We start from the raw sequence: 25,154 nt of genomic DNA, 5'->3' as shown, positions 1-25,154 counted from the left end.
ATAAGCCTCTTATAGCGTGACTTTCTTACCATTAACTGTTAAGGAAATACTGTATTTATGGTCGGGCTGATATGAAAAATTACTAATCGGATAGCTTCGTGATTGTTCTGCAAGAATATAACCATTCACTGTATTTACTTTAATGGAGTAACTCTTATTTTCTGTTAGATCTACAAGTTTTAAGTCATTTAAAAGTGCATGCCTGTTTCCAATATTGTTGATATTTAAAGAAGTGGTTTTTTGACTATTATCAATTTTCCAATTTAATTGAGTAATCGCATCTTTATTCACTACGAATACAGGTAATGATGAGCGAAGTAAGACATTTACACCTTGACTAACTTTGCGGCTATCCATAGGTTTTGGTAGCTCATCAATAATAATACGATAAGTTTTTTCGCCAGAAACTGGCGTTGGATTAACCCTCACTACACGTAAATTATAAGAGTCATTAGGTTGTAATTTTAAAAAAGGTGGACTAACCGCAATTTCATCCGTAGGGGTTAATTGATCCTGTCCATTGTTTTGACTCCACTCAAATACACGCACCTGTAAATCGGTACTTTCATTTGACTGGTTATATAAACTAATCGAAGAAGCACTTTGATTACTTAAAATTTCCACCGTTACAGGCGAAAGACGAATTGTAGCGGCATAAATAGTGCTCGATAAAGATAAGAATAATCCCGTAATAATAAAAATGTTTTTTTTCATAATTAACCCAAGTATATCTTTCTAAAGTATTAGCCCTTTTAAAGGGCTAACTATATTTATAATTTATAAAATTTAATAAGTTACTGTGACTGTCACAGTGTCAACATAGCTACCTGCACTTGGTAAAGTTGTACCAGCAGGGATACGGCCATACACGTTAACTGTCTGGACATTACCCGTGCCTGTTCCACTATAAGCAGTTGTTGCAACTCCAATAGCCGTAGCACGTCCTGTGTCAGAGTAAAGGTTATAAGGAATATATTCTGTAGTAGACGCGCCACCAATCATACGACGTTGAGTTGATAGAACATTTTGTCCACCATCAAATGATAAAGTCCATGGCACTGTGTTGTTACACAACACCCTAATTGGAGTACCACCAGTAGTCGTAGTATCTGCGTCTACATTACCAGCCAGAGAACTTAAGGTGCCAAAGTCTAGAACTGCATTAGCTGTCGTACCAGTAGCTGAGGTATTCAGGACACAGCTATTTGTTACTGTAGCTCTAACCGTCAAGGTGCCTGTTGCTGTAGCGGCATTGGCTGCATTGAGAGAAGATAATCCTACAGCAAATGCTGATAAATAAAAAAAAGTCTTTTTCATGGTTAAAACCTTTTTACATTAAATTGTTGGAATTAATAGATGTAAAAAAATTAATCTTAACCATTACAATCACTTTTATTCGACTGCTCTTTTAAAGCTTATATTTTTTACTCTATTTTTGGCATCATACATAAAAAAATTTAAATTGTATGAGTATGTTTTTATTTCAATTTTCAATTAATAAAATACAATTACCCATTCTAACCCTTCATTAACAATTCATTAACAATACAAAAAACAAATAATTGATTTTTATTAATTTAATTTAATACCAATAAAATAATTTAGAAAAAATTTAAATAAATATTTCAATATTTTTAGCAAAAATTATAAGAATAAAAATAAAATTTATAGAATAGTTTAAAATATTTTTCTAATTAATCGATAAGCTATTCTCTATTTTTAAGAATAATTAAAAGATATATTTAAAATAAATCATTAAGTATTAATTGAGATATAATTCCTATTTCTTTATATTTTTTTGATTTAGTTAATTATATAAAAAATAAAGGCCCCTCAGGAGGCCTCTATTCAATATGCTTAAATATTATTAAACGCTCAGCATACTATTTAAAGTTTCAGAAACGTTTTTAGATTTCACTTTAGGCTGCAACGCTTGTAAAGCCTGTTGCACTTGAGTGCGCTGAGGTTCGGCAAGCGTGTACCAGCGAGATAACACCTGTAATAAGCGTGAACCTAAAATCGGGTTTTTCTCGTCCAGATATTCTGCAAGATTAATAAAGTGAGCTACGCCAAAGCCCCACGTATTTTCAGGGTTATTTGACAAACCACCACTCACGGCGCGAATACGGTTTGGTGTGGTTAAGTCATAATCAGGATGCTGAGTTAGATATTCAATTGTCTCAACTGTGGCATTTGGGTTTGCTGCCTGAATCATAAACCATTGGTCTAAAGACAATGCTTCGTCTTTAAAGCGGTTATAGAAATCAGCTAGGGCTTCTTGTGCTTGAGGCGCACTTTGCCACACTAGTACACGCAGCGCACCTAAACGTTCAGACATATTCCCTGTGCTTTGATATTGATCGTAAGCCAATTCAAATGCACTTTGGTCACCCTGACGCGCCATCATCATCAACATGATATTTTTTAATGCACGAACGCCCATGGCTAACGAGAATTCTTTTTGCAAGTCTGGGTCAAGGGTAAGGTAAGTATCTTTCCAGAATGAACCCAACTCTTGTGCTAAACGATTAAGCAAGGCTTCACGTTTTACATGAATATCTGCTGGTGCATAGTTTTGATCAATACGGCTACCTAAATAACCTTCAGTTGGTACATCAAACAAACGCGATGCTAAAAGTGGATCACGACCAACTAATTCAGGCAATGTGCTTTGAATAGCTTGAATATAGGTATCCGCAGAGTGATCTTCTAACAAAATACGTTCAAGCAAGGTTTGTGTTGCTTGCCATTGGTTAAAACCACTTGTTTCATGTTGAATTAAGAATGCTAATTCTTCATCACTGTAATCAAATACCAGATTTACAGGTGCAGAGAAATTACGTAGTAGTGAAACAACAGGTTGCTCAGTTACCCCTGTAAACTCAATAGTTGCCTCATCTTGGTCAAATAAATACACACCATCTTTAACACCATTTACAAATAGGCTTTCGTTTTGGAGCGTATATTGTTCACCTGTTTTCGCATTAAATAATGCCAACGCTACAGGAATTGGGACAGCTTTTAAATTTGGATATTTCGGATGCGCTTTTAGGCTTTGTTTAAAGCTTAGACGATAAGTTTGCGCTGCTGCATCATATTCACCTTTCGCTTCAAGCTTTGGTGTACCTGGTTGGTTATACCAAGTTAAGAATGCAGATAAATCAACACCTGAACCCGCAGAGAGTGCAGCAACCCAGTCTTCAACAGTTACGGCTTGTCCATCATGACGACGGAAATATTCATCCGTTCCCTGACGGAATTTTTCTTTACCCAGTAATGTCGACATCATGCGGTTAATTTCCGCACCTTTTTCATAAACAGTCGCTGTATAGAAGTTATTAATTTCGACAAAGTGGTCTGGGCGTGGAGGATGCGACAAAGGACCTGCATCTTCTGGGAATTGATGTGATTTAAGAACAGCGACATCATCAATACGTTGAACCGCAGCAGATTGTAAATCTTCCGAGAAAGACTGATCACGGAATACAGTTAGACCCTCTTTTAAGCACAACTGGAACCAGTCACGACAAGTAATACGGTTTCCTGTCCAGTTATGGAAATATTCATGGGCAATCACAGACTGTACACGCATAATCGCTGCGTCAGTTGTGTATTCTTCATCGGCAAGTACGCATGAGGTGTTAAAGATATTTAAACCTTTATTTTCCATGGCACCCATGTTGAACTGGCTCACCGCCACAATCATATAGTTGTCGAGATCATAGGCACGGCCATAGTGCTCTTCATCCCAGTGCATAGAATGCTTTAATGCTTCCATTGCGATATGGCATTTTGGAATGTCTTTCTCAATGGCATAGATTTCTAAAGCGACATCACGTCCTTCCGAAGTCGTATAGCGGTCTTTCAATACAGCTAAATCACCAATCACACAAGCAAACAAATAGCTTGGCTTTTTAGTTGGATCTTGCCAGATCGCAAAGTGACGGTTTTCACCAACTTCACCTGTTTCAAGCAAGTTACCATTCGCAAGTAAAACCGGATATTTTTTGTCTGCTTCTACACGTGTAGTAAAAACTGAAAGTACGTCTGGACGGTCTGGATAGAACGTAATTTTACGGAAACCTTCAGGCTCATTTTGCGTTACAAATAAGTCGCCAGCTTTATATAAACCTTCAAGCTGAGTGTTGGTTTCCGGGTGAATAATCACTTGAGTTTGTAAAATGACTTCATCTGGTGCATCAGTGATCACCAGTTGTTCACTATCGAGTGAATATTGTGCAGGAGTAAGATCTTGGCCATTGAGCTGAATAGATTGCAACTCAAGATCACGGCCCAGTAGCACCAAGTCTCCAGCAGTTTGACGCTTCATGACTAATGTTGAATCAACAATTGTTTTATCGTCATAGACTTGAATATCAAGATTAATTGATTCAACCAAGAACGCAGGTTTTTGATAATCTTTTAAATAAACTGTTTGATCTGCCTGAACTGGAGGCTGCGCCGCAATATTCATCTTTATTCCTTATATACTTTTCGGAAACCGTAGTACGAATTTTATGAACTTGATCATACACATTCATACGTACTGTGTTTGTTTACCTTTATAAAATTAATGGGACTTCATTTATACATTTCAAATTAGAATCGTCTTTTATTAGCACAGATTAGACCAAAATTACGATAATCGCTGCTTATATAATCAATCTATACAATAAAAATAAAACTCCTTTCGCTTTTAACATTTTTGAGGAGCTGCTTACATTTTGGGCATGGTTCTTGCCTTATCCAATATACCAGTATAAGTATTTCAATCAGAACAAGAGGAACTCACTATGGAATTAAAAGCTTATTTACATCGACTAGAAAACATTAAAGCGATTCATGATCTAGATGCAGCAGGACTCGACCACCATGTAATTGCCGTGTTCTTGTCTGCCGAAGGTATTTCAATGACTGCCCAGGAGGTAACAACTATCGTTAATACTTATGACGCCTTAGGTAAAGTGAAATTACCAAGTAAAAAAGTGCAGGCACTGATCAATGCCAAAAAACTTGGACAAAATGATGAGACCTTGCCGTGCCCTGTTTAATCTTAACTTTTAACCTCTTATGAAAACCTAAAGTCAAAACAAAGACTTTAGGTTTTCTATTTTTGCATCAAACAAAAAGACAATCTCAGCTATCGGCAATGCGGCTGTGTATAATAGGTCAATCATGATTGATTTAAGTGTTCGGAGCGAAATGGCCTTACAAATTCTACAGAAACAGCTAGATGAAAGTAGCCATTGCCCACTCTGCCAAGCGTCGATGTACTGGGTAGATGCCGAACAATTTGAGCAAGACATTCAGTTTCATGAATGCAGTCATTGCCAGCACCGTGTATTTAAAGACACAAAAATGACGTGCCATTGTGACCAATGCACTAAACAAAGAAAAAAGCTTTTACAGCAAACCCGCCTACAAGAACAACGCCAGTTTAAGTCAAAAGACCAACCTCAGCGCAGTCTTGAACAACTGAGTTTTTTAAATAAACTTTTTCTGCTTAGCTTGCTTGATGACTATGCACGTGACGATGTTGCGCATGACGAATACATTCACTGGGATCAAATAAAATATCAGCCGATTACCCCCAACTGGATGTTCCAGAACCATCTCATTAAACAGCTTCATAAAGATGGGATTTTAAATGCACAAGATCAAACCGATGAACCACAGTGCTTTTATTTAAATATTCGTTTAGATGGTTATAGCGACCCGAGTTTATTTAGTGTAGCTCAGCAATTACGCCACTGGTTCTATGAAAACCTAAGTCTTGGTATTCCATTTCGTAGTGCCGATGAAGTGAAAGACGTGCTGTTTCAGGTGCTCTATCAAGAAATTATTCAGTTCACTCAGTTCTATTGCCGAACTTGGGGTATCCAAATTGCAGGAAGCTCTAATTTTCAAGCCTTTTGCTACCGTTTAATGGACTCATTGGCGATTGGTCAAATTTATTATCTTATTCAGACTGCACTTGAATATCTTTATAAACAAAAGGCACTACAGCCACGAAATGAAAAGTTTATTAATACCAATCTATTAAAGAAAACTTTAGAGCAATATCGGGAACGAGCTTTGGCTGAAAAGTGGGAAACTTCGATGTTGCCCCGCCCTTACAATATTCCTTACAGTAAAATGAGCCACATATTATTTAACCGCTTTTTAGGTTATGACGAACAGATATTTGTACAACCTGTATGGAAAGCATGGCGAAAAATCGAACCTCGGTTAAACTTTTACTCGGTTAAACGTTGTATGTACTGTGGTTCAAATGATCTAAGCGTTGACTATGATGCAGCAGATTATGTGTCGTTGATTTGCCAAAATTGCAAACATCAAGATCACTATTTTACCCGTTAACTTTCTTATCTCTGGCTTAATAAGGATTATCAGATGACTTCGACATCCAACCTCATTGAACAGGTGATTGAAGCTTGGCAAAACATGCAGGCAAAAACGCCGCTGGTACAATGTATTACCAACAGCGTTGCTGCCAACTACACAGCCAATGTATTACTTGCTTCTGGTGCTTCACCTGCCATGATTGATAATCCTTATGAAGCAGAAAGCTTTACCAAAATTTCATCGGCTTTAAGCATTAATTTAGGCACACCGACTTCAGAGCAAATGCAAGCCATGCAAATCTCTGCCAAAACAGCACAGCTCAATAACATTCCTTGGGTACTTGATCCGGTAGGCTATGGCCCAATTTTAGCTTGGCGTAGTCAAATGACAGACGAGCTTTTACAGTTCAAGCCAAGCGTTATACGTGGTAATGCCTCAGAAATCAGTACGCTTGCAGGCAATCAGGTTCAATCAAAAGGTGTAGACAGCACTTTAAGTAGTGATCAAGCCTATCAACAAGCTGTTTCTCTCTTAAAACATGCAAGCTGTATCGCTATTTCTGGCGAGTCAGACTATATCTTGTCTCATGAAATAGATGCAGTGATTCAAGTAAACGGCGGCAGTCCTTTACAACCTAAAATTACTGCAACAGGCTGTGCTTTGGGTGCATTAATTGCAGCATATGGCGCTGTGACAACCCCAACTATTGCTGCTCTTTCAGCTCATGTTCATTTTGCAATTGCAGGTAAACTTGCTGCAAATCAAGCTCAAACGATGGGCAGTTTTAGTAGCATATTTATGGATTATATCCATATGCTAGATGCTAACCTGATTGAACAATATGCAGATATCAAACTTTTGGACAAACAGGCATAACCTAAACTATGCCTGAATTACACTAGACTCACTTTAAAAGTAAGTAAATGTCGGTAATAAGGTCGCACTCGTTCACTTCATGCACAAAGTTGTGATAGTGAAAGAAAACCGGATAATCCCCTGCTTCTTCTGGTTGCTCAGGTAACCAGTTTCTAAAGATGTAATAGACGCTATCTTTAATCTGGTCATGGCTACCAAAATGTCTTACGGTTGCATAACGCCCCGCAGGAATTTCACCTGTTTGTACGCCGTAACTATTTTCAGGTACCGCCTTTTCAATTGAACCTGCTATATCAAACCGAAACTCGTCAGCTGGTGTCTGATCGGGGTCAGCAAAAGGAATACCATAAGTTTTAGACTTAGTTACAGGCGATAAGCCAGTTTCTTTACGCCAAGCAATAAACTGCGCAGCAGTTTCCAAAACTTTATCGGGACTTCCTAAATGTGATAGATAGGCAATCTTTTCAGCAGGTCGCTCAACAATATTTACATTCATTTTTAGCTCACTTTTTGGAATCGTAAAAACAAACTTCTGGTGCCAAGATTCCCAGTCTGGTTTATCTCTAAAAGCCCGAGGAGTTTGATCAAATGAACGCTTAAATGCACGAGTAAATGCCTCGGGACTGTCAAACCCTGCTTGCAAGGCAATCTCAATAATTTTGAGATCGGGTTCAAAAGCCAATTGAAAAGAGGCCCGCTTTAAACGAGAAAGTTGGATAAACTTCATCACATTTAAACCAACGTGAATGGCAAAAATACGATGAAAATGAAACTTAGATAAGGCCGCAATCTGGCTCAACCGATCGACATCTAGGTCTTCATCTAAATGTCTTTGAATATAATCGCAAACCAGTTGCAGCTTTTGAGTATATACAGCCATACATTTATGTCTGTTCATTCGATAGCACTACTTTTACATAGTGCTCATTGCTATTCTTGATCGAAATTGCGTTTTTTAGAGTTATACAACTTGCTTAAAATAATCGTCTCTTGGCATGTCGATAAGCTCAACACACAATTGAATTTCTTTATTAAACTCTTGTGGTAGATATTTTTTGTTGCTGAGCGCCGCTAATAATTGCTCACCCACAAGCTGTTTTTGTTCAGCAGTTCTTCCCGACAAAATATAGGCTTTTACATGGATATAGGCTTGATCAACCCCTAAGCCAATCAGAAAAACCTCATCTCTACGCGCACGACTTTTAATGTCTTCTGGACTAAACAACTCTGTTTCAATGAGCGTGGTATTAATTTCTTCAAGTAATTGTTTTGCATTTAGTCCAGTTAAGTTATCTGAATAATCAACTACAACGTGTGGCATAGCCACCTCAATTTATATAATAAGTCATTTAAGCCAATTAAACTTTATTCAATAAATAATAAAGCTAATCGAACCTGATCATATCCCATTCGAGGACTGGTTGCCTCAACAATTGGTCTTAGTTTGATCGAACCATCATCAGAAAAATGATCCGGATTTTGGCGTTTTTTCAACTTCTTATAAATTTTACGTACTTCTTCGACCACTTCTTCACCAGGATGGGCAACCGAAATATCTAGCTTTTGTTCTTTATGCAGTCGAGCCAAGTGATTAATAATGGTTGCAGGTGTTAGACCACGTTCATGTGCAATATCTTCAATTTCGTAGCCTTCTTCAAACAATGCACGAGTTTCATCCAAAGTCGCTGAGGCGTAATTTTGCTTCTCGCCTCTCGCTAGTTTTTTCTCATTTCTTGAAATCTCAGTTTCATTTAAGGTTCCACCACAATGACGAATAAAGGCTTTATGTTGAGCCGTTAAATCGACATTAGCAAAATTATCTTCGGCTTCTTTAGAAAGCTCTTGAAAACGGCGATCAGCTTTTACAGCCAGACTATCTAACTCCAAAGCTTGTTCATTAAAACCTAATAATTTTAACCCTGTTAAAGACTTCAAACGTGAGAGCGCAACATAACCTTGCCCTTTTTCAAAGGTATGCATCAGGTTAATTTCAGCAGCTTCCAAAGTCATACCTTGGCTTTTATGAATGGTAATCGCCCATGCCAAACGAAGTGGAATTTGCTGAAAACTTGCAATGACTTTTCCTGCTTCATTTTCAATTGACCATGTTTCAGGCGCTACCAGCAAAGTTGTACCATCGGTTAATTTTACCTTTGGCAATAACCCATTTTCGTCATCTTCTTCAAAACCGATCACCTCACCTAAACTTCCGTTGATATAACCCATATCAAAGTTGTTTTTTACAAACATCACTTTGGCATGTTTTTTAAGTGTGAGTTCTTCCGGAGCACGAACTGAAGACTTTAAAGTTTCTAATAATTTTTCATTACCGTCTAAAACGGCATTAAATTGATGTCCTTCATTATCAATTTCGTTTAAGTGCTGATAATTGATATTGTCGACATCCATGTTATGCGTATAAAGACGAGTAAAGGTTTCGCCAATGTCATGAGTACGGGATTGATGCAAAGCTTGCAAATGCTCGGTTTGAATACTTTGCGCACGAATCGCATTTAATATCTGATTCAGAATTTCATCATCTTGGCGGTGTTGTTCTGTTAAATAACATACCCGAAATTTGGCTTCGACCCATGCATCAGACATAAAACAGAATTTGTCACGGTTGGCTTCACCATTACGGCCTACAGGCGGCAACTGGAAGAAATCTCCAGCCACAATCACTTGAATGCCACCGAATGCTTCATCACTTTCTTTAAAATATTTTAAAACCTGATTGACCAGATTAAGCTGCTTCGCATGGAGCATTGAGATTTCATCAATCACAAGAACTTGCGCGTTTTCAAGGTGTTCCTTGAGATATTTACGCTCTTTCATCCGTTTCAAGTCATCGTCAGTTAGATGATCTTTGATGCCAATACCAGCCCATGTATGAATTGTCATGCCATTCATATGCGTTGCAGCAATACCGGTAGATGCTGTAATCGCTACAGGTACTTTACGCGCTTTTAGGTAATGGATGTACTGATTGAGTGTATAGGTTTTCCCTGCACCAGCCGAACCGGTTAAAAAAACATTTTCACCTGCTTTTAGCAGTTTAAGTGCAGTTTCCTGTTTCATAATCTCATATGTACATCTTCAACAGCCCATAGCTTAACGATTTTCCCGAAAAATTTAAATGAATGAGCTAAACTTTCTATAAAAACAATATAAATCAATAACTAATATCAAGTCGGTATTTGGTAGGTTTTTGGTAGGTAGGAAAATAATCTACACATTACAATACTAAGGCCATGGTGAGGCTCACCTGTAATAACAAACAATGGATTTATGGAAAAAGGAATCACTCCATGGCTTTTAAAAATATTGCAGATCAAACAAACGGTTTTTATATTCCTTGCGTATCACTCTTTGGACCAGGATGTGCCAAAGAAATTGGAACAAAGGCGCAGAACCTCGGCGCAAAAAAAGCATTAATTGTGACCGATGAAGGGCTATTTAAATTTGGCGTTGCAGATCTTATCGCAAGCTATTTAACCGAAGCAGGCGTAGCGAGCCATATTTTCCCGGGCGCGGAACCTAACCCAACCGATATTAATGTCCACAACGGTGTGAATGCCTATAACGAAAATGGCTGTGACTTTATTGTGTCGTTAGGCGGTGGCTCATCTCATGACTGTGCAAAAGGGATTGGCTTAGTGACTGCGGGTGGTGGTCATATTCGTGACTACGAAGGCATCGATAAAAGTAAAGTCCCAATGACGCCATTGATTGCAGTGAATACAACGGCTGGTACGGCATCTGAAATGACTCGTTTCTGTATTATTACCAATACCGATACTCACGTAAAAATGGCTATCGTGGACTGGCGTTGTACCCCTCTCATTGCGATCGATGATCCGAAACTCATGATTGCAAAACCGGCTGGTTTAACCGCTGCAACAGGTATGGATGCACTAACCCATGCAGTTGAAGCATATGTATCTACGGCGGCAAACCCAATTACCGATGCGTGTGCAGAAAAAGCAATCACCATGATTAGTCAATGGTTACAACCTGCTGTCGCAAATGGCGAAAACATCGAAGCGCGTGATGCTATGAGCTATGCGCAGTACTTGGCTGGTATGGCATTTAACAATGCATCTTTAGGTTATGTTCATGCAATGGCACACCAGTTGGGCGGGTTCTACAACCTACCTCATGGTGTATGTAACGCAATCTTGCTACCCCATGTTTGTGAATTTAACTTAATTGCTTGTCCAGATCGTTATGCAAAAATCGCAGAATTAATGGGTGTAAATACGCACGGTCTCACCGTAACAGAAGCTGCGTATGCTGCAATTGATGCCATTCGTAAACTGTCTTCTTCAATTGGTATCCCATCTGGCCTAACAGAACTGGGCGTAAAAACCGAAGACCTCGCGGTGATGGCCGAAAATGCTCAAAAAGATGCATGTATGCTCACCAACCCTCGTAAAGCAAACCATGCACAAGTTGTGGAGATTTTCAAAGCAGCTCTTTAATACTGATGTAACGCTATGTTCCTGTAGTAAGTCAAATCCCTCCGACCGTTGACTTACTTTTTGGGGAATACTTAGCTCCAGCGGTATTCCCTTTTTTTAAAACCTATACTCCAACCTTCTCTAAACCTAATTGACAATTTGCCCATTTCATTGAAGGATACTCAACATGACTTAATGACAATAGCTCGATAAAAATGAATACATCTACAGCTAAACACAATTATGCCCCAGATATTTTAGGTGCCGGCTATGAGCAGCTAACGCTCAACTTTCCAGATGATTATGAAGGTAAAGTTGTAGCCACCTTAGTTCGTAAAAAAGCCACTCAACCGACTCAAAAAGCGGTACTTTATATTCATGGTTTTTTAGATTATTTCTTTCAAACCGAAATGGCCGAGCAATTTAATGCCCATGGTTATGACTTCTATGCACTCGATTTAAGAAAATATGGCCGCTCAAAACTGCCTCATCAAATTTTCTATAATGTGCTCGATTTAAATGAATATGATGCCGAAATTACTCAAGTATTAGAGATTATTGGCCAAGAAAAACATACACAAGTTTTACTTGCAGGTCACTCAACAGGCGGCTTAACGGCAACGCTTTATGCTGCGCATCATCCTGATCATCCCCTCATTAAAGCACTCTGGGCGAATAGTCCGTTTTACGATTTTAATTTAAGCTTAGTCGAAAAGAAGTTTGGTATTCCAATGCTCAGTCGAGTAGGAAAATATCTGCCAAAAGTTAAATTTCCAAGCCAACTGAACAAATGGTACACCACCAGTCTTCATAAGCAGCTTAAAGGTGAATGGGATTTCAACCTCGATTGGAAACCAACCTCTGCCCCGACAGTTCAACTCAGCTTTGTACATGCAATTCATACTGCGCAAAAAGAAATTCACCGCGGTGTTAAATTGAATATTCCAGCCCTGATTATGCATTCGCACCAAACTAAAAACCCACGCAAATGGGGACCCGATGCAACTCAAAGCGATGTCATTTTAGACGTTAAAGACATTGCTAAATTTGGGAAAAAAATGAAAGGCGATGTCTCAGTTGTCTCTATTCACAATGGTTTACACGATTTAGTCCTTTCGGCCCAGCCAGTACGTGAACAAGTCTATCAGCAACTATTCCAATGGCTGGATCAAAAAGTCACCTAACTTAGCTTAGGTGAGTCAATATATTTCACTAGCAATTGATGCGCAGGATGTTCACTCGGTAATAACTCCATAAGACGTTCTACCGCATCGATTGCTTCAGGGAAATGAGCTAAATGCTTAAGTAATAAATCTGTTTCTTGTGTTTTAAAAATCGCATCACTTAAGCGCGACTCAAGGCAGTCACGCCATGCACACAGAAACGGACTTTCGGTTTTTGCCAGAAATACGCCCGTATAAAGCTGCAATGCAGAGGCGACATATCCAGCATCAAGCGCTTGTTCAGCTTGTAAAAAATCGGCCTCAACATGCACAAGTAACCGATATGGACGTGAACCAAGCAAACCTCCCAATATATCTCGCAATTGAGACATTTCAGCTTTAAGCGTACCCATGCTTACTTTACGCTCACCATAAAGTGCCTGATAGAGATGCTCTAAGGTTAAACCATGTGGACATAGTGCCAATATCGTTAAAATTTCAATTTGACGCGGCGTCAATAATAAACTTTTGCCGTTAAATTTGACTTGCGACGTCGAAAATGCCCGGATGTGTAAGTGCTGGCGCTGTTGTTCTAACAAGGCAGATTGAATAATGGAGGCACAACGCTCAGCGGCCAAAATACCCAAGGTATTATGGTTTTTCCATGTGGTTGATAAATCTACCACGCCCAAGGTTTGTTTTGAGTATGGATCGATAATGGGTGCCGCATAACAAACCCAATCGTGAATCGACTCCATATAATGTTCATTGGAAAAAACACAGCTTGATTGTTGAGTTTTTAAAGATAACGCCAATGCATTCGTACCTACAAATTCTTCACGCCATTGACCACCTTGTACAAAATGTACACGTTCAGCAGCACTCTGCATTTGAGCACTTGAGGCTGTCCAGATAATGGTACTACCGATGTCACCCACAGCAATAACCATAGAAGACTGCTCTGCAATATGACGTAAGTCATCAGCACACTGGCTTAGTGCCAGATCTAAAGCATTTTGTGAAGCAGATTTTCTTTCGAGTAGAGGTGCTGCAAATCGTTCTTTAGGAATCGCAGCAGAAGCTGATCGTTCCCACGAGCTTGCAATACTTTGGCCGAGTTTGGCAGCGTTCTGAGGAGAGAGACTATTTTGCGTGCGCAGTTGATCAATCAACATCCGTTGCTGCAATAAATCCTTTTTTGTGAACATTTGTAAATTCCTTATATATTCACATTTCTATTCCAACCTTTCTCCAACCTTCTTCTTTATATCCTAATTATACAAAGTACGAAAGTACTTACTGACAGGGTTCTTGTTAGTCTTTAGTCCTAAAAAAGCAAAGGAATATTTATATGCGCTATATCGATCCAAATCAACCAGGCTCAAAAGTTCAATTTAAATCACAATATGAAAATTTTATTGGCGGTGAATGGGTTGCACCTCTAAAGGGTGAATATTTTGATAATGTGTCACCAGTGGATGGAAAAGCTTTCACACGCATTCCACGCTCTAGTGCTGAAGATATTGAACTTGCTTTAGATGCAGCACACAAAGCGAAAGCTTCATGGAATAAATCTTCACCGACTACACGTTCTAATATACTTTTACAAATTGCTGATCGTTTAGAAGCAAATCTTGAAATGCTTGCGGTTGCAGAAACTTGGGACAACGGTAAAGCAGTTCGTGAAACTTTAGCAGCTGACCTTCCACTTGCAATCGACCATTTCCGTTATTTCGCAGGATGTATTCGTGCTCAAGAAGGCGGCATCTCTGAAATTGATGAAGATACCATTGCCTACCATTTCCATGAACCACTAGGTGTGGTTGGTCAAATCATTCCATGGAACTTCCCGATTTTAATGGCTGCATGGAAGCTCGCTCCCGCTTTGGCGGCTGGTAACTGTGTGGTGATTAAGCCAGCTGAGCAAACTCCGGTAGGTATTTTGTTGGTTGCCGAACTCATCCAAGATATCTTACCGCCGGGCGTACTTAATATTGTGAATGGTTTCGGTGCAGAAGTTGGCCGTCCGTTAGCGACAAGCCCACGTATTGCAAAAATTGCGTTCACAGGTTCAACTCAAACTGGGCAAATGGTGATGCAATATGCGACCGAAAATATTATTCCAGTCACGCTAGAGCTTGGCGGCAAGTCACCGAACCTTTTCTTTGAAGACATCATGGATAAAGAAGATGACTTCTTAGAAAAAACGCTGGAAGGTTTTGCCATGTTTGCCTTAAACCAAGGTGAAGTATGTACTTGCCCTTCTCGTGCTTTAGTACAAGAAAGTATTGCTGATCAATTCTTAGAGTTGGCCGTCGAACGTGTAAAACGTATTAAAACTGGTCATCCTCTCGATACTGAAACCATGATTGGTGCTCAAGCATCTTTGCAACAACAAGAGAAAATCTTACGTTGTATTAATACGGGCCGAGAAGAAGGTGCAGAACTCTTACTTGGTGGTAGTGGCCGTAAAGAAGTAGGTGATGGTTTCTATGTTGATCCGACTATTTTTAAAGGCCACAACAGCATGCAAGTTTTCCAAGAAGAAATTTTTGGTCCTGTACTGGCTGTGACAACATTTAAAGACTTTGACGATGCAATCAAAATTGCCAACGACACTATGTATGGTTTAGGTGCAGGTGTATGGTCACGTTCAGCCCATATTTCTTACCGCGCTGGTCGTGCTATTGAGGCGGGTCGTGTCTGGACAAACTGCTATAACATCTATCCTGCGCATGCTGCATTTGGTGGTTACAAGAAGTCTGGTATTGGTCGTGAAAACCATAAGATGATGCTGGATCACTATCAACAAACCAAAAACTTGTTGGTGAGTTATTCAACCAAACCAATGGGCTTCTTCTAAGTTTCGCACCAAGTTGATACCAAGCTATCAACGCTAGAAGGAAACAAGCTCATTAATTATATAAGAAGCCGGTAATTTAGATTGCTGGCTTTTTTATTTAGTACAGTCAGCTCTCAAATTTTTACTATCCGGAATAAAAAAGCGTCATCTAATATTTAAAGCACGTCATTTAGGCATTGCTTTTGCATTCATTCATACAAACCAACTCGCTGGAGTATTGTATGAATCAACCAGAAACAGCTTCCGTTATTTCTTCAAGTGCAGAAGTCTCATCAGCAGAATATTTCGCTCAGCGCCAACTTAAACAAGGTACCGTGGGTTGGTTACTCCTGATTGGTTTAGGCGTAGCGTATGTGATATCAGGTGATTTTGCTGGCTGGAACTTTGGTATTGCTCAAGGTGGTTGGGGTGGTATGTTTATTGCCACTGCTCTTGCTGCCTTGATGTACCTGTGCCTATGTCTTTCTATGTCAGAAATGTCCACCATGATGCCGACAGCAGGTGGCGGTTATAGTTTTGCCCGTGCTGCCTTTGGGCCTTTTGGTGGTTATTTAACAGGCACAGCGATTTTAATTGAATACGCAATTGCGCCTGCTGCTATTGCCGTATTTATTGGTGGTTATTGCGAATCTCTATTTGGTATTAATGGCTGGATGATTTACCTCGCCTGTTACGCCATTTTTATGGGTATACATCTCAAAGGTGCTGGCGAAGCTTTAAAAATCATGTTTGCGATTACACTTGTCGCCGCTGTTGCCCTTGTCGTGTTTATTGGGGCAATGATTCCACACTTTAATGCACAAAATTTATTTGATATTCCAGTTAGTACAGGTGTTGGCGCAAGTCTTTTTTTACCTCATGGCTACTTGGGCATCTGGGCCGCGGTTCCTTTTGCTATCTGGTTTTTTCTTGCAGTAGAAGGTGTTCCGTTAGCAGCAGAAGAAGCAAAAGATCCAGCCAAATCTCTGCCACGCGGTTTAATCGGTGCAATGCTCATCTTAACAGCATTTGCCATGCTTATTTTGTTCTTGGGTGCAGGCGCAGCAGGTGCAAGTACTTTACAAAACTCAGGTGCCCCTCTGGTAGATTCTTTGGTTAAAGTTTATGGCACCAACACTTGGCTTGCGACATTCGTAAACTTTGTGGGTTTAGCTGGTTTAATCGCAAGTTTCTTCTCAATTATCTATGCCTATTCGCGTCAAATCTTTGCATTGTCACGAGCTGGTTACTTACCTACTTCACTCTCTTTAACCAATAAAAATAAAGCCCCTTATCTTGCAATTATTATTCCGGGCATTATCGGGTTCTTGCTTTCACTTACCAAAGAAGGCGATTCACTCATTTTAATCGCGGTTTTTGGTGCAACTATTTCTTATGTGCTGATTCTTTTATCACACATCAAACTGCGCTTATCTAAACCCGACATGCCTCATCCTTATAAAACTCCAGGAGGAATCATCACTTCAAGCATTGCACTAGTTTTAGCAGTCGCTGCTGTGGTCGCAGGTTTTGTTGTTAATCCGAAAGTGTGGTTTATTGCTGCCGGTATCTATGTCGTATTTATTGCTTACTTTTTGTTCTACAGCCGCTATCATTTAGTGAAAGGAACACTAGAAGAAGAGTTTGCAAATATTAAAGCAGCAGAACAAGAACTATAAATAAAAGGATGTAACTATGAGTTATCGCAATATTGTCGCCAATCAACAGTATCACTTTGCTGACCTAAAAACGTTAATGGCCAAAGCTACACCGTTACGTTCAGGCGATGAGTTAGCCGGTGTAGCTGCCAGAGATGCAACCGAACATGTTGCGGCACAAATGACTTTGGCCGATGTGCCATTAAAAACCTTTTTAAATGAAGTTGTAATCGATTATGAAACTGATGAAATTACACGACTGATTATTGATGAACATGATCTGGCAGCCTTTGCCCCTATTTCACATTTTACAGTAGGCGATTTTAGAAATTGGCTACTTGGTGAAGATGCCACTGCAGAAAGCTTAAAAGCATTAGCATCAGGTTTAACTCCAGAAATGGTGGCTGCTGTCAGTAAAATTATGCGCAATCAAGATTTGATTTATGTCGCCAGCAAATGTGAAGTGGTCACCCAATTTCGCAACACAATTGGCTTAAAAGGCCATCTTTCTACCCGTTTACAACCCAACCATCCTACCGATGATGTGCTCGGTATTTCAGCCAGTATTTTAGATGGTTTGATGTATGGCAATGGCGATGCCGTAATTGGCATTAACCCTGCCACGGATAACCTTCATAATTTGTCAGAGCTACTGAAATTGCTTGATCATGTCATTCAGGAATATCAAATTCCAACGCAATCTTGTGTACTTACGCATATCAGCTCAGGCATTCAACTGGCTGAAAAAAATGTACCGATTGATTTAATGTTCCAATCAATTGCCGGCACCCAACTGGCTAATGAAGGTTTTGGAATCTCACTCGATTTACTACAAGAAGGATATGAAGCCACCCTCGCACTTAAACGCGGAACCATTGGACAAAACGTCATGTACTTTGAAACGGGTCAAGGCAGTGCCCTATCAAGCAATGCTCATCACGGAGTAGACCAACAAACATTAGAAACTCGTGCCTATGCAGTGGCCCGTAAATACAATCCGCTTTTAGTGAATACAGTCGTTGGTTTTATTGGCCCCGAATATCTCTTTAACGGTAAACAAATTATACGTGCGGGACTGGAAGATCACTTCTGCGGTAAGTTACTTGGCGTGCCAATGGGCTGCGACATTTGTTATACCAACCATGCCGATGCCGACCAAAATGATATGGATGTACTTCTTACTCTATTTGGCGCCGCAGGCATTAACTTTATTATGGGGATTCCGGGTTCAGACGATGTCATGCTCAACTATCAAACCACTTCCTTTCATGATGCTCTCTATTTAAGACAACTCTTAGGTTTAAAACCCGCTCCTGAGTTCTCCGCTTGGCTTGAACAACAAGGGATTTTTAAACAGCAAAACTCTCAAATTTGTTGGGCAGACCATATGCCTGACCAATTCTCTCGTCTGCTTATGAACTAGGGAGAACACCATGAAACTTAATCGTGATATTCAATATCCATCCTCTACCCATCAGGATCAGTGGGAAAAGCTCAAACAGTTTACCGATGCCCGCATTGCTCTGGGTCGTGCAGGTTGTAGTATCCCAACACACGCCTTACTTGAGTTTCAGTTGTCTCATGCGCAAGCAAAAGATGCAGTTTATCAAGAGATGGATGTTTCCTACCTCTCGGAGCAATTAGCACAGCAGCAGCTGCAAAGTTTTCATATACAAAGTAATGCACCTAATAAAGAAATTTATCTTAAACGTCCAGATTTGGGACGCCAACTTTCAAACCCATCAAAAGATACCTTAATTAAGAAGTATGCAGAAAACCCGCAACAGTATGATGTTTGTATTGTGGTAGGTGACGGTCTCTCTGCAAGAGCGATTGAAGCAAATGCTATCGCATTTATTGCAGCGCTAAGTGAACATATTCAGCAAGAAAATTGGAGACTTGCCCCAATTGTACTTGCAACAGGAAGCAGAGTTGCTTTAGGCGATGAAATTGCAGAAATTTTTAAAGCATCCATGCTAGTCATGCTGATTGGAGAACGCCCTGGTTTAAGCTCTCCTGACAGTATGGGAATTTACTACACATGGAATGCATATTCAGGTTGTCTCGACTCCAAACGCAACTGTATTTCAAATGTCCGCTCAGCAGGTTTAAGTATTCCGGTTGCTGTACAACGTTTAATGGCATTAATGAGAAAATCTAAACAGCTTGGCTTTTCAGGAGTGAATTTAAAAGATGAACATCAACTTTCAAATATCGACCATAATGAAAACGCAAAGCTTTTATTTTAAATAGCAGTTACGCGTAGATATTTCTTCCCTACAAAATATTTATGCCTAACAAGATTATCTTAACGAAAAATAGCAATTTTCAGGTATTGACGATTTGTATGGATATTTTCTTCTTTATATTTATCGCTATAATCCACCTATTGGTCCTCTCTAAATCATTTGTATGAACACAACAAACGCCTTCCCTAAAACTATTTATGCCATTCAGCATCTTGCTTTCGAAGACCTAGGTTCATTAGAAGATGTTTTTTATCAACTTGGGTTTCGCGTCCGCTATTTTGAAGCAGGTGTGGATGATTTAACCCCTGCTTTTACACATGACGGTTTAACTATTATTTTAGGCGGCCCAATCGGAGTTTATGAAACCGAAGATTATCCATTTTTAAAAGATGAAATCGCTTTACTCAAACAACGATTGGCAGCAGATAAACCTACACTTGGTATTTGCTTAGGCGCACAGCTCATTGCTCATGCACTTGGCGCCAAAGTATATGCAGGCCATCAAAAAGAAATTGGCTGGGGAGCCTTAAGCTTAAGTTTACGTCCTAATCAGGTATTATCACCTTTGCTTAATAATGTGCATGTTTTACACTGGCATGGCGACACTTTTGACCTGCCTGAAAACGCAGTGTTATTAGCTAGTTCAGAGATTTATACTAATCAGGCTTTTGAAGTTGGAAATAATATTCTTGCCTTGCAGTTTCATATTGAAACAACAGAAGAAAATTTTGAGAAATGGCTCATTGGCCATACATGTGAACTTCGCCATGCTGGAGTTTCAATTCCAAAACTGCGTGAGCAAAATATTGAATATGCCCCTGCACTTGAGCAAGCTGCATTTGAAATTATTCAAAAATTCTTAAAAAGAATTGGATATAGTGCTTAAATGAGTGATTTTTTAATCCGCATTAAATATAGCTTTTTACTACCTCGTATTTTTTGATTGTTTTTTAAACAAAAAAAGCTTTATATTTTATTTTTAGAAACATTTCAGAAAAATTTCAGTGTATTATTAATTTGTAACATAAAATATACGCTGATTTACTATGGATATCTGGAAGTTTATTAAAAGCTTTAATACGGTTAATACTTATTTAATGCTTTCAACTATGCTTCTCATACTATTAGTTCTTTATTTTTATGTGATTAACCCGGCCTAAGCTACTTTGCCAAGGACGTTAATCATAAAGAAAAAGAAAATATGAGAAGACACCTAAATAAAAAGCCCAACTTTACAGTTGGGCTTTTTTATATCTGCTGTTTACTCACCACATGGTATTCATCTTGCGAAAAAGTAAGAGATAATCAATCTCAACTATTTACTCACAACATGTTGTTCGTCTTGCGAAAAAGTAAGAGATAATCAATCTCTTACTTTTTCTCAGGCTTGAAGCTGTCTTTTAAGTCAAGAACACGGTTAAACACAGGCTTCTCAGGAGTATGATCGTATTGATCAGCAACGAAATAACCTTCGCGTTCAAATTGGAAGCGATCTTCTGGCTTCGCTTGAGCTAAAGCAGGTTCGATCACAGCTTGAACCACTTTCAAAGAATCTGGGTTTAAGTTTGCTAAGAAATCATCACCAGTTTCAGGGTCAGCTTCTGTAAACAATCGATCATAAATACGTACTTCAGCAGGAATACCTTTAGTTGCAGATACCCAGTGAATTACGCCTTTTACTTTGCGACCTTCAGGATTTTTACCTAAAGTATCCGGATCGATCGAACACTTCAGCTCAATGACTTCACCGTTTGCATCTTTAATGACTTCATTACACTTAATCACATATGCATGGCGTAAACGAACTTCACCATCAGGAATTAAACGTTTAAAGCCTTTTGGCGGTACTTCTTCGAAATCTTTACGGTCAATATAGATTTCTTTAGTCAATGGAATCACGCGCTCACCCATATCGACATTAGGATGACGAGCATGGGTAAGGTCTAAATCTTCCGGTAAGTTCGTAAGTGTTACTTTCAATGGATTTAACACTGCCATACCGCGCGCTGCCGTATTCTCTAAAGATTGACGAATACAGAACTCAAGCATTGCGACATCCACAATACCGTCAGTTTTAGACACACCTACACGTTTACAGAAATCACGTAGGCCTTCTGGTGTGAAACCACGGCGACGCATACCGACAACCGTTGGCATACGAGGATCATCCCATCCATTCACATAACCGCCTTCAACCAATTTACGTAATTTACGTTTAGACGTAATGGTGTAATCTACGTTTAAGCGAGAAGATTCATACTGGTGCGGCACAGCTTTAGACTTAACTTTTTCAACAATCCAGTCATAAAACGGACGGTGGTCTTGGAACTCTAATGTACAAAGTGAATGTGTGATTCCTTCGATCGCATCAGACAATGGATGAGCATAGTCATACATTGGGTAGATTTTCCACTTATCACCTGTTTGGTGATGCTCTGAATGTAAAACACGATACAAAATTGGGTCACGCATATGTACATTCGGGCTTGCCATATCAATTTTGGCGCGTAAAACAGCTTCACCCTCTTTAAGTTCACCATTGCGCATTTTTTCAAAACGAGCAAGGTTTTCTTCAACAGAAGCATCACGATATGGCGAATTTTTACCTGGCTCAACAAAGCTACCACGATTTAATTTGATTTCTTCTGGAGACTGCAAATCAACATATGCATCGCCTTGTTCAATCAACTGAATTGCCCAAGCATAAAGCTGATCAAAATAACCGGAAGCATAACGTGGTTCGCCATTCCAGCTAAATCCAAGCCATTTCACATCATTGGCGATCCCATCAACATACTCTTGTTCTTCCGCATCGGGGTTAGTATCGTCAAAACGTAAATTACAAAGACCATTAAACTCTTCAGCAACGCCAAAGTTGAGGCAAATTGCTTTTACGTGACCAATATGTAAATAACCATTTGGTTCTGGCGGGAAACGCGTTACGATTTGTTTGGCACGTCCGGCAGCTAAATCATCGGTAATGACTTGGCGAACAAAATCTAATCCAGCCTGTTGTTCTTGCTGCGCAGAATCGACAGAGGCATGAGTATTCGGTGTCGGGTTGTTTGGCAGGTTCGAGACAACATCATTAGGCTTCATAGTGTATCAATCACTTCTTTGTAGATAAAATTTCGAAAAAATAAACGCTATCTTCATTTTTCACAAAGATTTTAACGTTTTTTACTTGCCTTGTAGTTTACAGTTTGCTTATGCTTCTCTCAACCAAAAACCCATGGTCAATTTGCCCATGTTTAGGAGATTAATGTAATGAGTTTTCCTCAAGTCGAATTAAACACCAACAAAGGTCGTATTGTTCTTGAGCTTAACACTGAAAAAGCACCGAAAACGGCTGCTAATTTTCTAGAATACGTACGTGACGGTTTCTATGATGGCGTGATTTTCCACCGCGTTATCGACGGTTTCATGATCCAAGGTGGTGGCTTTGACGAAAACTTCAAAGAAAAAGCAACTCGTGATGCGATTGAAAATGAAGCTGACAACGGTTTAAGCAACGATGTAGGTACCATTGCAATGGCACGTACTCAAGCTCCACACTCTGCTTCTGCACAATTCTTCATCAACGTAAAAAACAACTCTTTCCTGAACCATACTTCAAAAACTGCACAAGGTTGGGGTTATGCTGTATTCGGTAAAGTTGTTGAAGGTATGGACGTTGTAGAAGCAATCAAAGGCGTACGTACAGGTAACCGTGGTTATCACGCTGACGTTCCTTTAGAAAACGTTGTTATCGAATCTGCTAAAATTATTTCTGAATAATTTTAGGATAAAGCTGTGACTTATCTGTTTATTTCAGATTTACACTTGTCACCTGAACACCCTCGACTCGTTCGAGGGTTTTTAGATTTGTTGGTACATTATCAAAATAAACAAACACAGCTTTATATTTTAGGTGATTGGTTTAATGCTTGGATTGGTGATGACTATTCAGCGCCTTGGCTCGACGAAATTGTCGAGGCTTTGAAAGTATTTAACCAAAAAGGGAATCGCGTTTATTTCCAAGTGGGTAACCGAGACTTTGCTTTAAATCAGGTTTTCCTTGATAAGTTTAATGGTGTATTACTTCCTGATATTTATTATCTCAACATTGCAGGTCACCAATACCGTTTGGAACATGGCGATGCGTTATGTACTGATGATATTTCCTATCAAAGATTTAAAAAAATTATCCGAAATCCCTTCCTAGTTGCTTTTTTACGCCGCACCCCCTTGAGTTTCCGTACAAAACTGGTCAATGGTTTTCGCAAAAGAAGTCATTCAGACAAACAGCAAAAAAGTTATGAAATTATGGATGTAAATGAACAAGCTGTTGTCTCTGCCCTCACAGATGTAGATATACTTATTCATGGACACACTCACCGTCCAGCAATTCATCAATTACAACATAAACAGCGGATTGTTCTTGGCGATTGGCGTGAAGATCATGCACAAATTTTAGAAATTGATCCCTCTTCACATCTGCAGCAAATCAAACTAACCGATTGGTATTATTAATTAATATTCAGTTATTTTTTCAAATACTTAGCTTGCTTATTTAAATCAAAATCCCAAATCATACATAGACAGGTAATAAATACAAATTTCCAGTTTATATGTGCATACTTTTGATATTCGATATATAAAATTAAAAGACACAATACAAATGCAAAAATTAGAAAGGCTTTAATAATTCTAATTTCTCGCAGCTTACTTTTTCGATTAATTGGTATTAATTCAAACATTTTCAATAAATTAGTAAAAAATTTATATAAGTATTATATTTCTTTATCACATTAAAATGCAGATGTTTTTCTCTAAAATCGCGTATGATGCCAAAGATTAGAACCCTTCCATTGTAATAAGATTGATATGGAGTAAAGTATGGATTTATTAAATACGGTTAAAAGTCGCTACACTACCAAAGCGTACGATCCCGAGAAAAAAATTCCTCAAGAAAAATTCAATAAGTTATTAGAAATTTTACGCTTTACCCCTTCTTCAGTGAATATTCAACCTTGGCATTTCTTGGTTGCAGACAATCCTACTGCTAAAGAACGCATTACCAAAGCCTTAACAGGACGATATGCCTACAATGCACCCAAGGTTCTTGAGTCATCACATACCCTTGTATTTTGTACAAGAACAGATATTTCACCCGAATATTTAAACCAGTTACTTGAACAAGATGATTTAAGTGGTCGTTTTAAAGATGAGAAAGCCAAACTTGGTCAAAAGGATACTCGTCATGGCTATGTTGAGTTTTACCGTAATGAGCAAAAGAACTTATTCGGCTGGATGGAAAATCAAACTTTTATCGCTTTAGGACAACTACTGTTTGCAGCTGGTCTTGAAGGTATAGATGCAACTCCAATGGGTGGCTTTGACGAAGATGTTTTAAATGAAGAATTTGGCTTAAAAGAAAAAGGTTTGCGTAGCTCTGTAATTGTTTCACTGGGTTATAGAAGCGAAAATGACTTCAATGCGAAATTGCCAAAATCTCGTCTGCCGGATGAAGTGATTTTTACACATTTATAAGAATTTAGTGGAGTTCAAAAGAACAGTCT

Annotated in this window: 22 protein-coding genes; 13 read left to right on the top strand and 9 right to left on the bottom strand. The window is 39.1% G+C overall.

The features are described from left to right. Positions 1-9: 9 nt before the first annotated feature. The 3 genes from KNQ97_RS15275 to pepN form a co-directional block, all read right to left on the bottom strand. Positions 10-714 carry a molecular chaperone gene (locus KNQ97_RS15275; RefSeq protein WP_004746804.1) on the bottom strand — a complete coding sequence of 235 codons (705 nt, stop codon included), beginning with the start codon at positions 712-714 and terminating at the stop codon, positions 10-12. A 72-nt stretch (positions 715-786) separates the two neighbouring features. Further along, complete coding sequence (locus KNQ97_RS15270) at positions 787-1,317, bottom strand: spore coat U domain-containing protein (RefSeq protein WP_000750672.1); 531 nt, start codon at positions 1,315-1,317, stop codon at positions 787-789. A gap of 550 nt (positions 1,318-1,867) precedes the next feature. Beyond that, positions 1,868-4,474 carry an aminopeptidase N gene (pepN, locus tag KNQ97_RS15265; protein WP_253612421.1) on the bottom strand — a complete coding sequence of 869 codons (2,607 nt, stop codon included), beginning with the start codon at positions 4,472-4,474 and terminating at the stop codon, positions 1,868-1,870. Positions 4,475-4,793: 319 nt separating this feature from the next. Here pepN and KNQ97_RS15260 point away from each other — a divergent pair, with 319 nt between their 5' ends. From KNQ97_RS15260 to thiM, 3 genes are all read left to right on the top strand, one after another. Continuing rightward, on the top strand, positions 4,794-5,051 hold the full coding sequence (locus KNQ97_RS15260) for a hypothetical protein (protein ID WP_000420541.1): 258 nt from the start codon (positions 4,794-4,796) through the stop codon (positions 5,049-5,051). 151 nt (positions 5,052-5,202) lie between these two features. Then, positions 5,203-6,360: a hypothetical protein gene (locus KNQ97_RS15255; protein ID WP_002055832.1), complete on the top strand. Its 1,158-nt coding sequence runs from the start codon at positions 5,203-5,205 to the stop codon at positions 6,358-6,360. Positions 6,361-6,393: 33 nt separating this feature from the next. Further along, entirely contained in the window at positions 6,394-7,221 is an 828-nt protein-coding gene (gene thiM, locus KNQ97_RS15250) for a hydroxyethylthiazole kinase (RefSeq protein WP_004840858.1), read from the top strand. 28 nt (positions 7,222-7,249) lie between these two features. Here the strand turns inward: thiM and KNQ97_RS15245 are convergent, their stop codons facing one another. The 3 genes from KNQ97_RS15245 to KNQ97_RS15235 form a co-directional block, all read right to left on the bottom strand. Continuing rightward, positions 7,250-8,101, bottom strand: coding sequence for a GyrI-like domain-containing protein (locus tag KNQ97_RS15245; RefSeq protein ID WP_000312223.1), 852 nt, complete (start codon positions 8,099-8,101; stop codon positions 7,250-7,252). A gap of 81 nt (positions 8,102-8,182) precedes the next feature. Next, on the bottom strand, positions 8,183-8,542 hold the full coding sequence (locus KNQ97_RS15240; protein ID WP_001120984.1) for a 5-carboxymethyl-2-hydroxymuconate Delta-isomerase: 360 nt from the start codon (positions 8,540-8,542) through the stop codon (positions 8,183-8,185). A 44-nt stretch (positions 8,543-8,586) separates the two neighbouring features. After that, the gene (locus KNQ97_RS15235) at positions 8,587-10,299 is read right to left on the bottom strand and encodes an AAA family ATPase (protein ID WP_000808297.1); all 1,713 of its coding nucleotides are present in this window, start codon (positions 10,297-10,299) and stop codon (positions 8,587-8,589) included. Positions 10,300-10,529: 230 nt separating this feature from the next. Between KNQ97_RS15235 and KNQ97_RS15230 the strand changes: the two genes are divergently transcribed. Together KNQ97_RS15230 and KNQ97_RS15225 are read left to right on the top strand one after the other, a co-directional pair. Then, the gene (locus KNQ97_RS15230) at positions 10,530-11,702 is read left to right on the top strand and encodes an iron-containing alcohol dehydrogenase (protein WP_000874704.1); all 1,173 of its coding nucleotides are present in this window, start codon (positions 10,530-10,532) and stop codon (positions 11,700-11,702) included. Positions 11,703-11,896: 194 nt separating this feature from the next. Continuing rightward, positions 11,897-12,865 (top strand): alpha/beta hydrolase, encoded by a 969-nt coding sequence (locus KNQ97_RS15225; protein ID WP_002157626.1) that lies wholly within the window; start codon positions 11,897-11,899, stop codon positions 12,863-12,865. Here the strand turns inward: KNQ97_RS15225 and KNQ97_RS15220 are convergent. After that, positions 12,862-14,052, bottom strand: a complete 1,191-nt coding sequence (locus KNQ97_RS15220; RefSeq protein WP_002157659.1) for a transcriptional regulator — start codon at positions 14,050-14,052, stop codon at positions 12,862-12,864. The genes KNQ97_RS15225 and KNQ97_RS15220 overlap by 4 nt on opposite strands. 143 nt (positions 14,053-14,195) lie before the next feature. On the opposite strand from KNQ97_RS15220, the gene KNQ97_RS15215 reads away from it, so the two are divergent. The 5 genes from KNQ97_RS15215 to KNQ97_RS15195 all read left to right on the top strand — a co-directional run bounded on the left by KNQ97_RS15215 (position 14,196) and on the right by KNQ97_RS15195 (position 20,479). Next, positions 14,196-15,707 carry an aldehyde dehydrogenase family protein gene (locus KNQ97_RS15215; RefSeq protein ID WP_002157524.1) on the top strand — a complete coding sequence of 504 codons (1,512 nt, stop codon included), beginning with the start codon at positions 14,196-14,198 and terminating at the stop codon, positions 15,705-15,707. A 221-nt stretch (positions 15,708-15,928) separates the two neighbouring features. After that, on the top strand, positions 15,929-17,365 hold the full coding sequence (eat, locus tag KNQ97_RS15210) for an ethanolamine permease (RefSeq protein WP_253612420.1): 1,437 nt from the start codon (positions 15,929-15,931) through the stop codon (positions 17,363-17,365). 16 nt (positions 17,366-17,381) lie between these two features. Continuing rightward, positions 17,382-18,767, top strand: a complete 1,386-nt coding sequence (locus KNQ97_RS15205; protein WP_032059739.1) for an ethanolamine ammonia-lyase subunit EutB — start codon at positions 17,382-17,384, stop codon at positions 18,765-18,767. A 10-nt stretch (positions 18,768-18,777) separates the two neighbouring features. Continuing rightward, entirely contained in the window at positions 18,778-19,593 is an 816-nt protein-coding gene (eutC, locus tag KNQ97_RS15200; protein WP_253612419.1) for an ethanolamine ammonia-lyase subunit EutC, read from the top strand. Between the two features lie 163 nt (positions 19,594-19,756). Continuing rightward, complete coding sequence (locus tag KNQ97_RS15195) at positions 19,757-20,479, top strand: glutamine amidotransferase (RefSeq protein WP_001098470.1); 723 nt, start codon at positions 19,757-19,759, stop codon at positions 20,477-20,479. A gap of 485 nt (positions 20,480-20,964) precedes the next feature. On the opposite strand, the gene KNQ97_RS15190 is transcribed toward KNQ97_RS15195, so the two are convergent. After that, positions 20,965-22,692, bottom strand: coding sequence for a glutamine--tRNA ligase/YqeY domain fusion protein (locus KNQ97_RS15190; RefSeq protein ID WP_000803942.1), 1,728 nt, complete (start codon positions 22,690-22,692; stop codon positions 20,965-20,967). A gap of 168 nt (positions 22,693-22,860) precedes the next feature. Between KNQ97_RS15190 and KNQ97_RS15185 the strand changes: the two genes are divergently transcribed. Both KNQ97_RS15185 and KNQ97_RS15180 read left to right on the top strand, forming a co-directional pair. Then, complete coding sequence (locus KNQ97_RS15185; RefSeq protein WP_000009660.1) at positions 22,861-23,370, top strand: peptidylprolyl isomerase; 510 nt, start codon at positions 22,861-22,863, stop codon at positions 23,368-23,370. A gap of 15 nt (positions 23,371-23,385) precedes the next feature. Continuing rightward, positions 23,386-24,105 (top strand): UDP-2,3-diacylglucosamine diphosphatase, encoded by a 720-nt coding sequence (locus tag KNQ97_RS15180; RefSeq protein WP_031380064.1) that lies wholly within the window; start codon positions 23,386-23,388, stop codon positions 24,103-24,105. Positions 24,106-24,116: 11 nt separating this feature from the next. On the opposite strand, the gene KNQ97_RS15175 is transcribed toward KNQ97_RS15180, so the two are convergent. After that, positions 24,117-24,332, bottom strand: a complete 216-nt coding sequence (locus KNQ97_RS15175) for a hypothetical protein (protein WP_114158788.1) — start codon at positions 24,330-24,332, stop codon at positions 24,117-24,119. A gap of 139 nt (positions 24,333-24,471) precedes the next feature. Between KNQ97_RS15175 and nfsB the strand changes: the two genes are divergently transcribed. Further along, on the top strand, positions 24,472-25,125 hold the full coding sequence (nfsB, locus tag KNQ97_RS15170; protein WP_021510422.1) for an oxygen-insensitive NAD(P)H nitroreductase: 654 nt from the start codon (positions 24,472-24,474) through the stop codon (positions 25,123-25,125). Positions 25,126-25,154: the final 29 nt, after the last annotated feature.

It is taken from the genome of Acinetobacter sp. UC24323 (assembly GCF_024151445.1).
Classification (GTDB): Bacteria; Pseudomonadota; Gammaproteobacteria; order Pseudomonadales; family Moraxellaceae; genus Acinetobacter; species Acinetobacter baumannii.
Note: the sequence above shows the minus strand (reverse complement) of the source record. Positions and strands in the feature narration are given on the sequence as shown.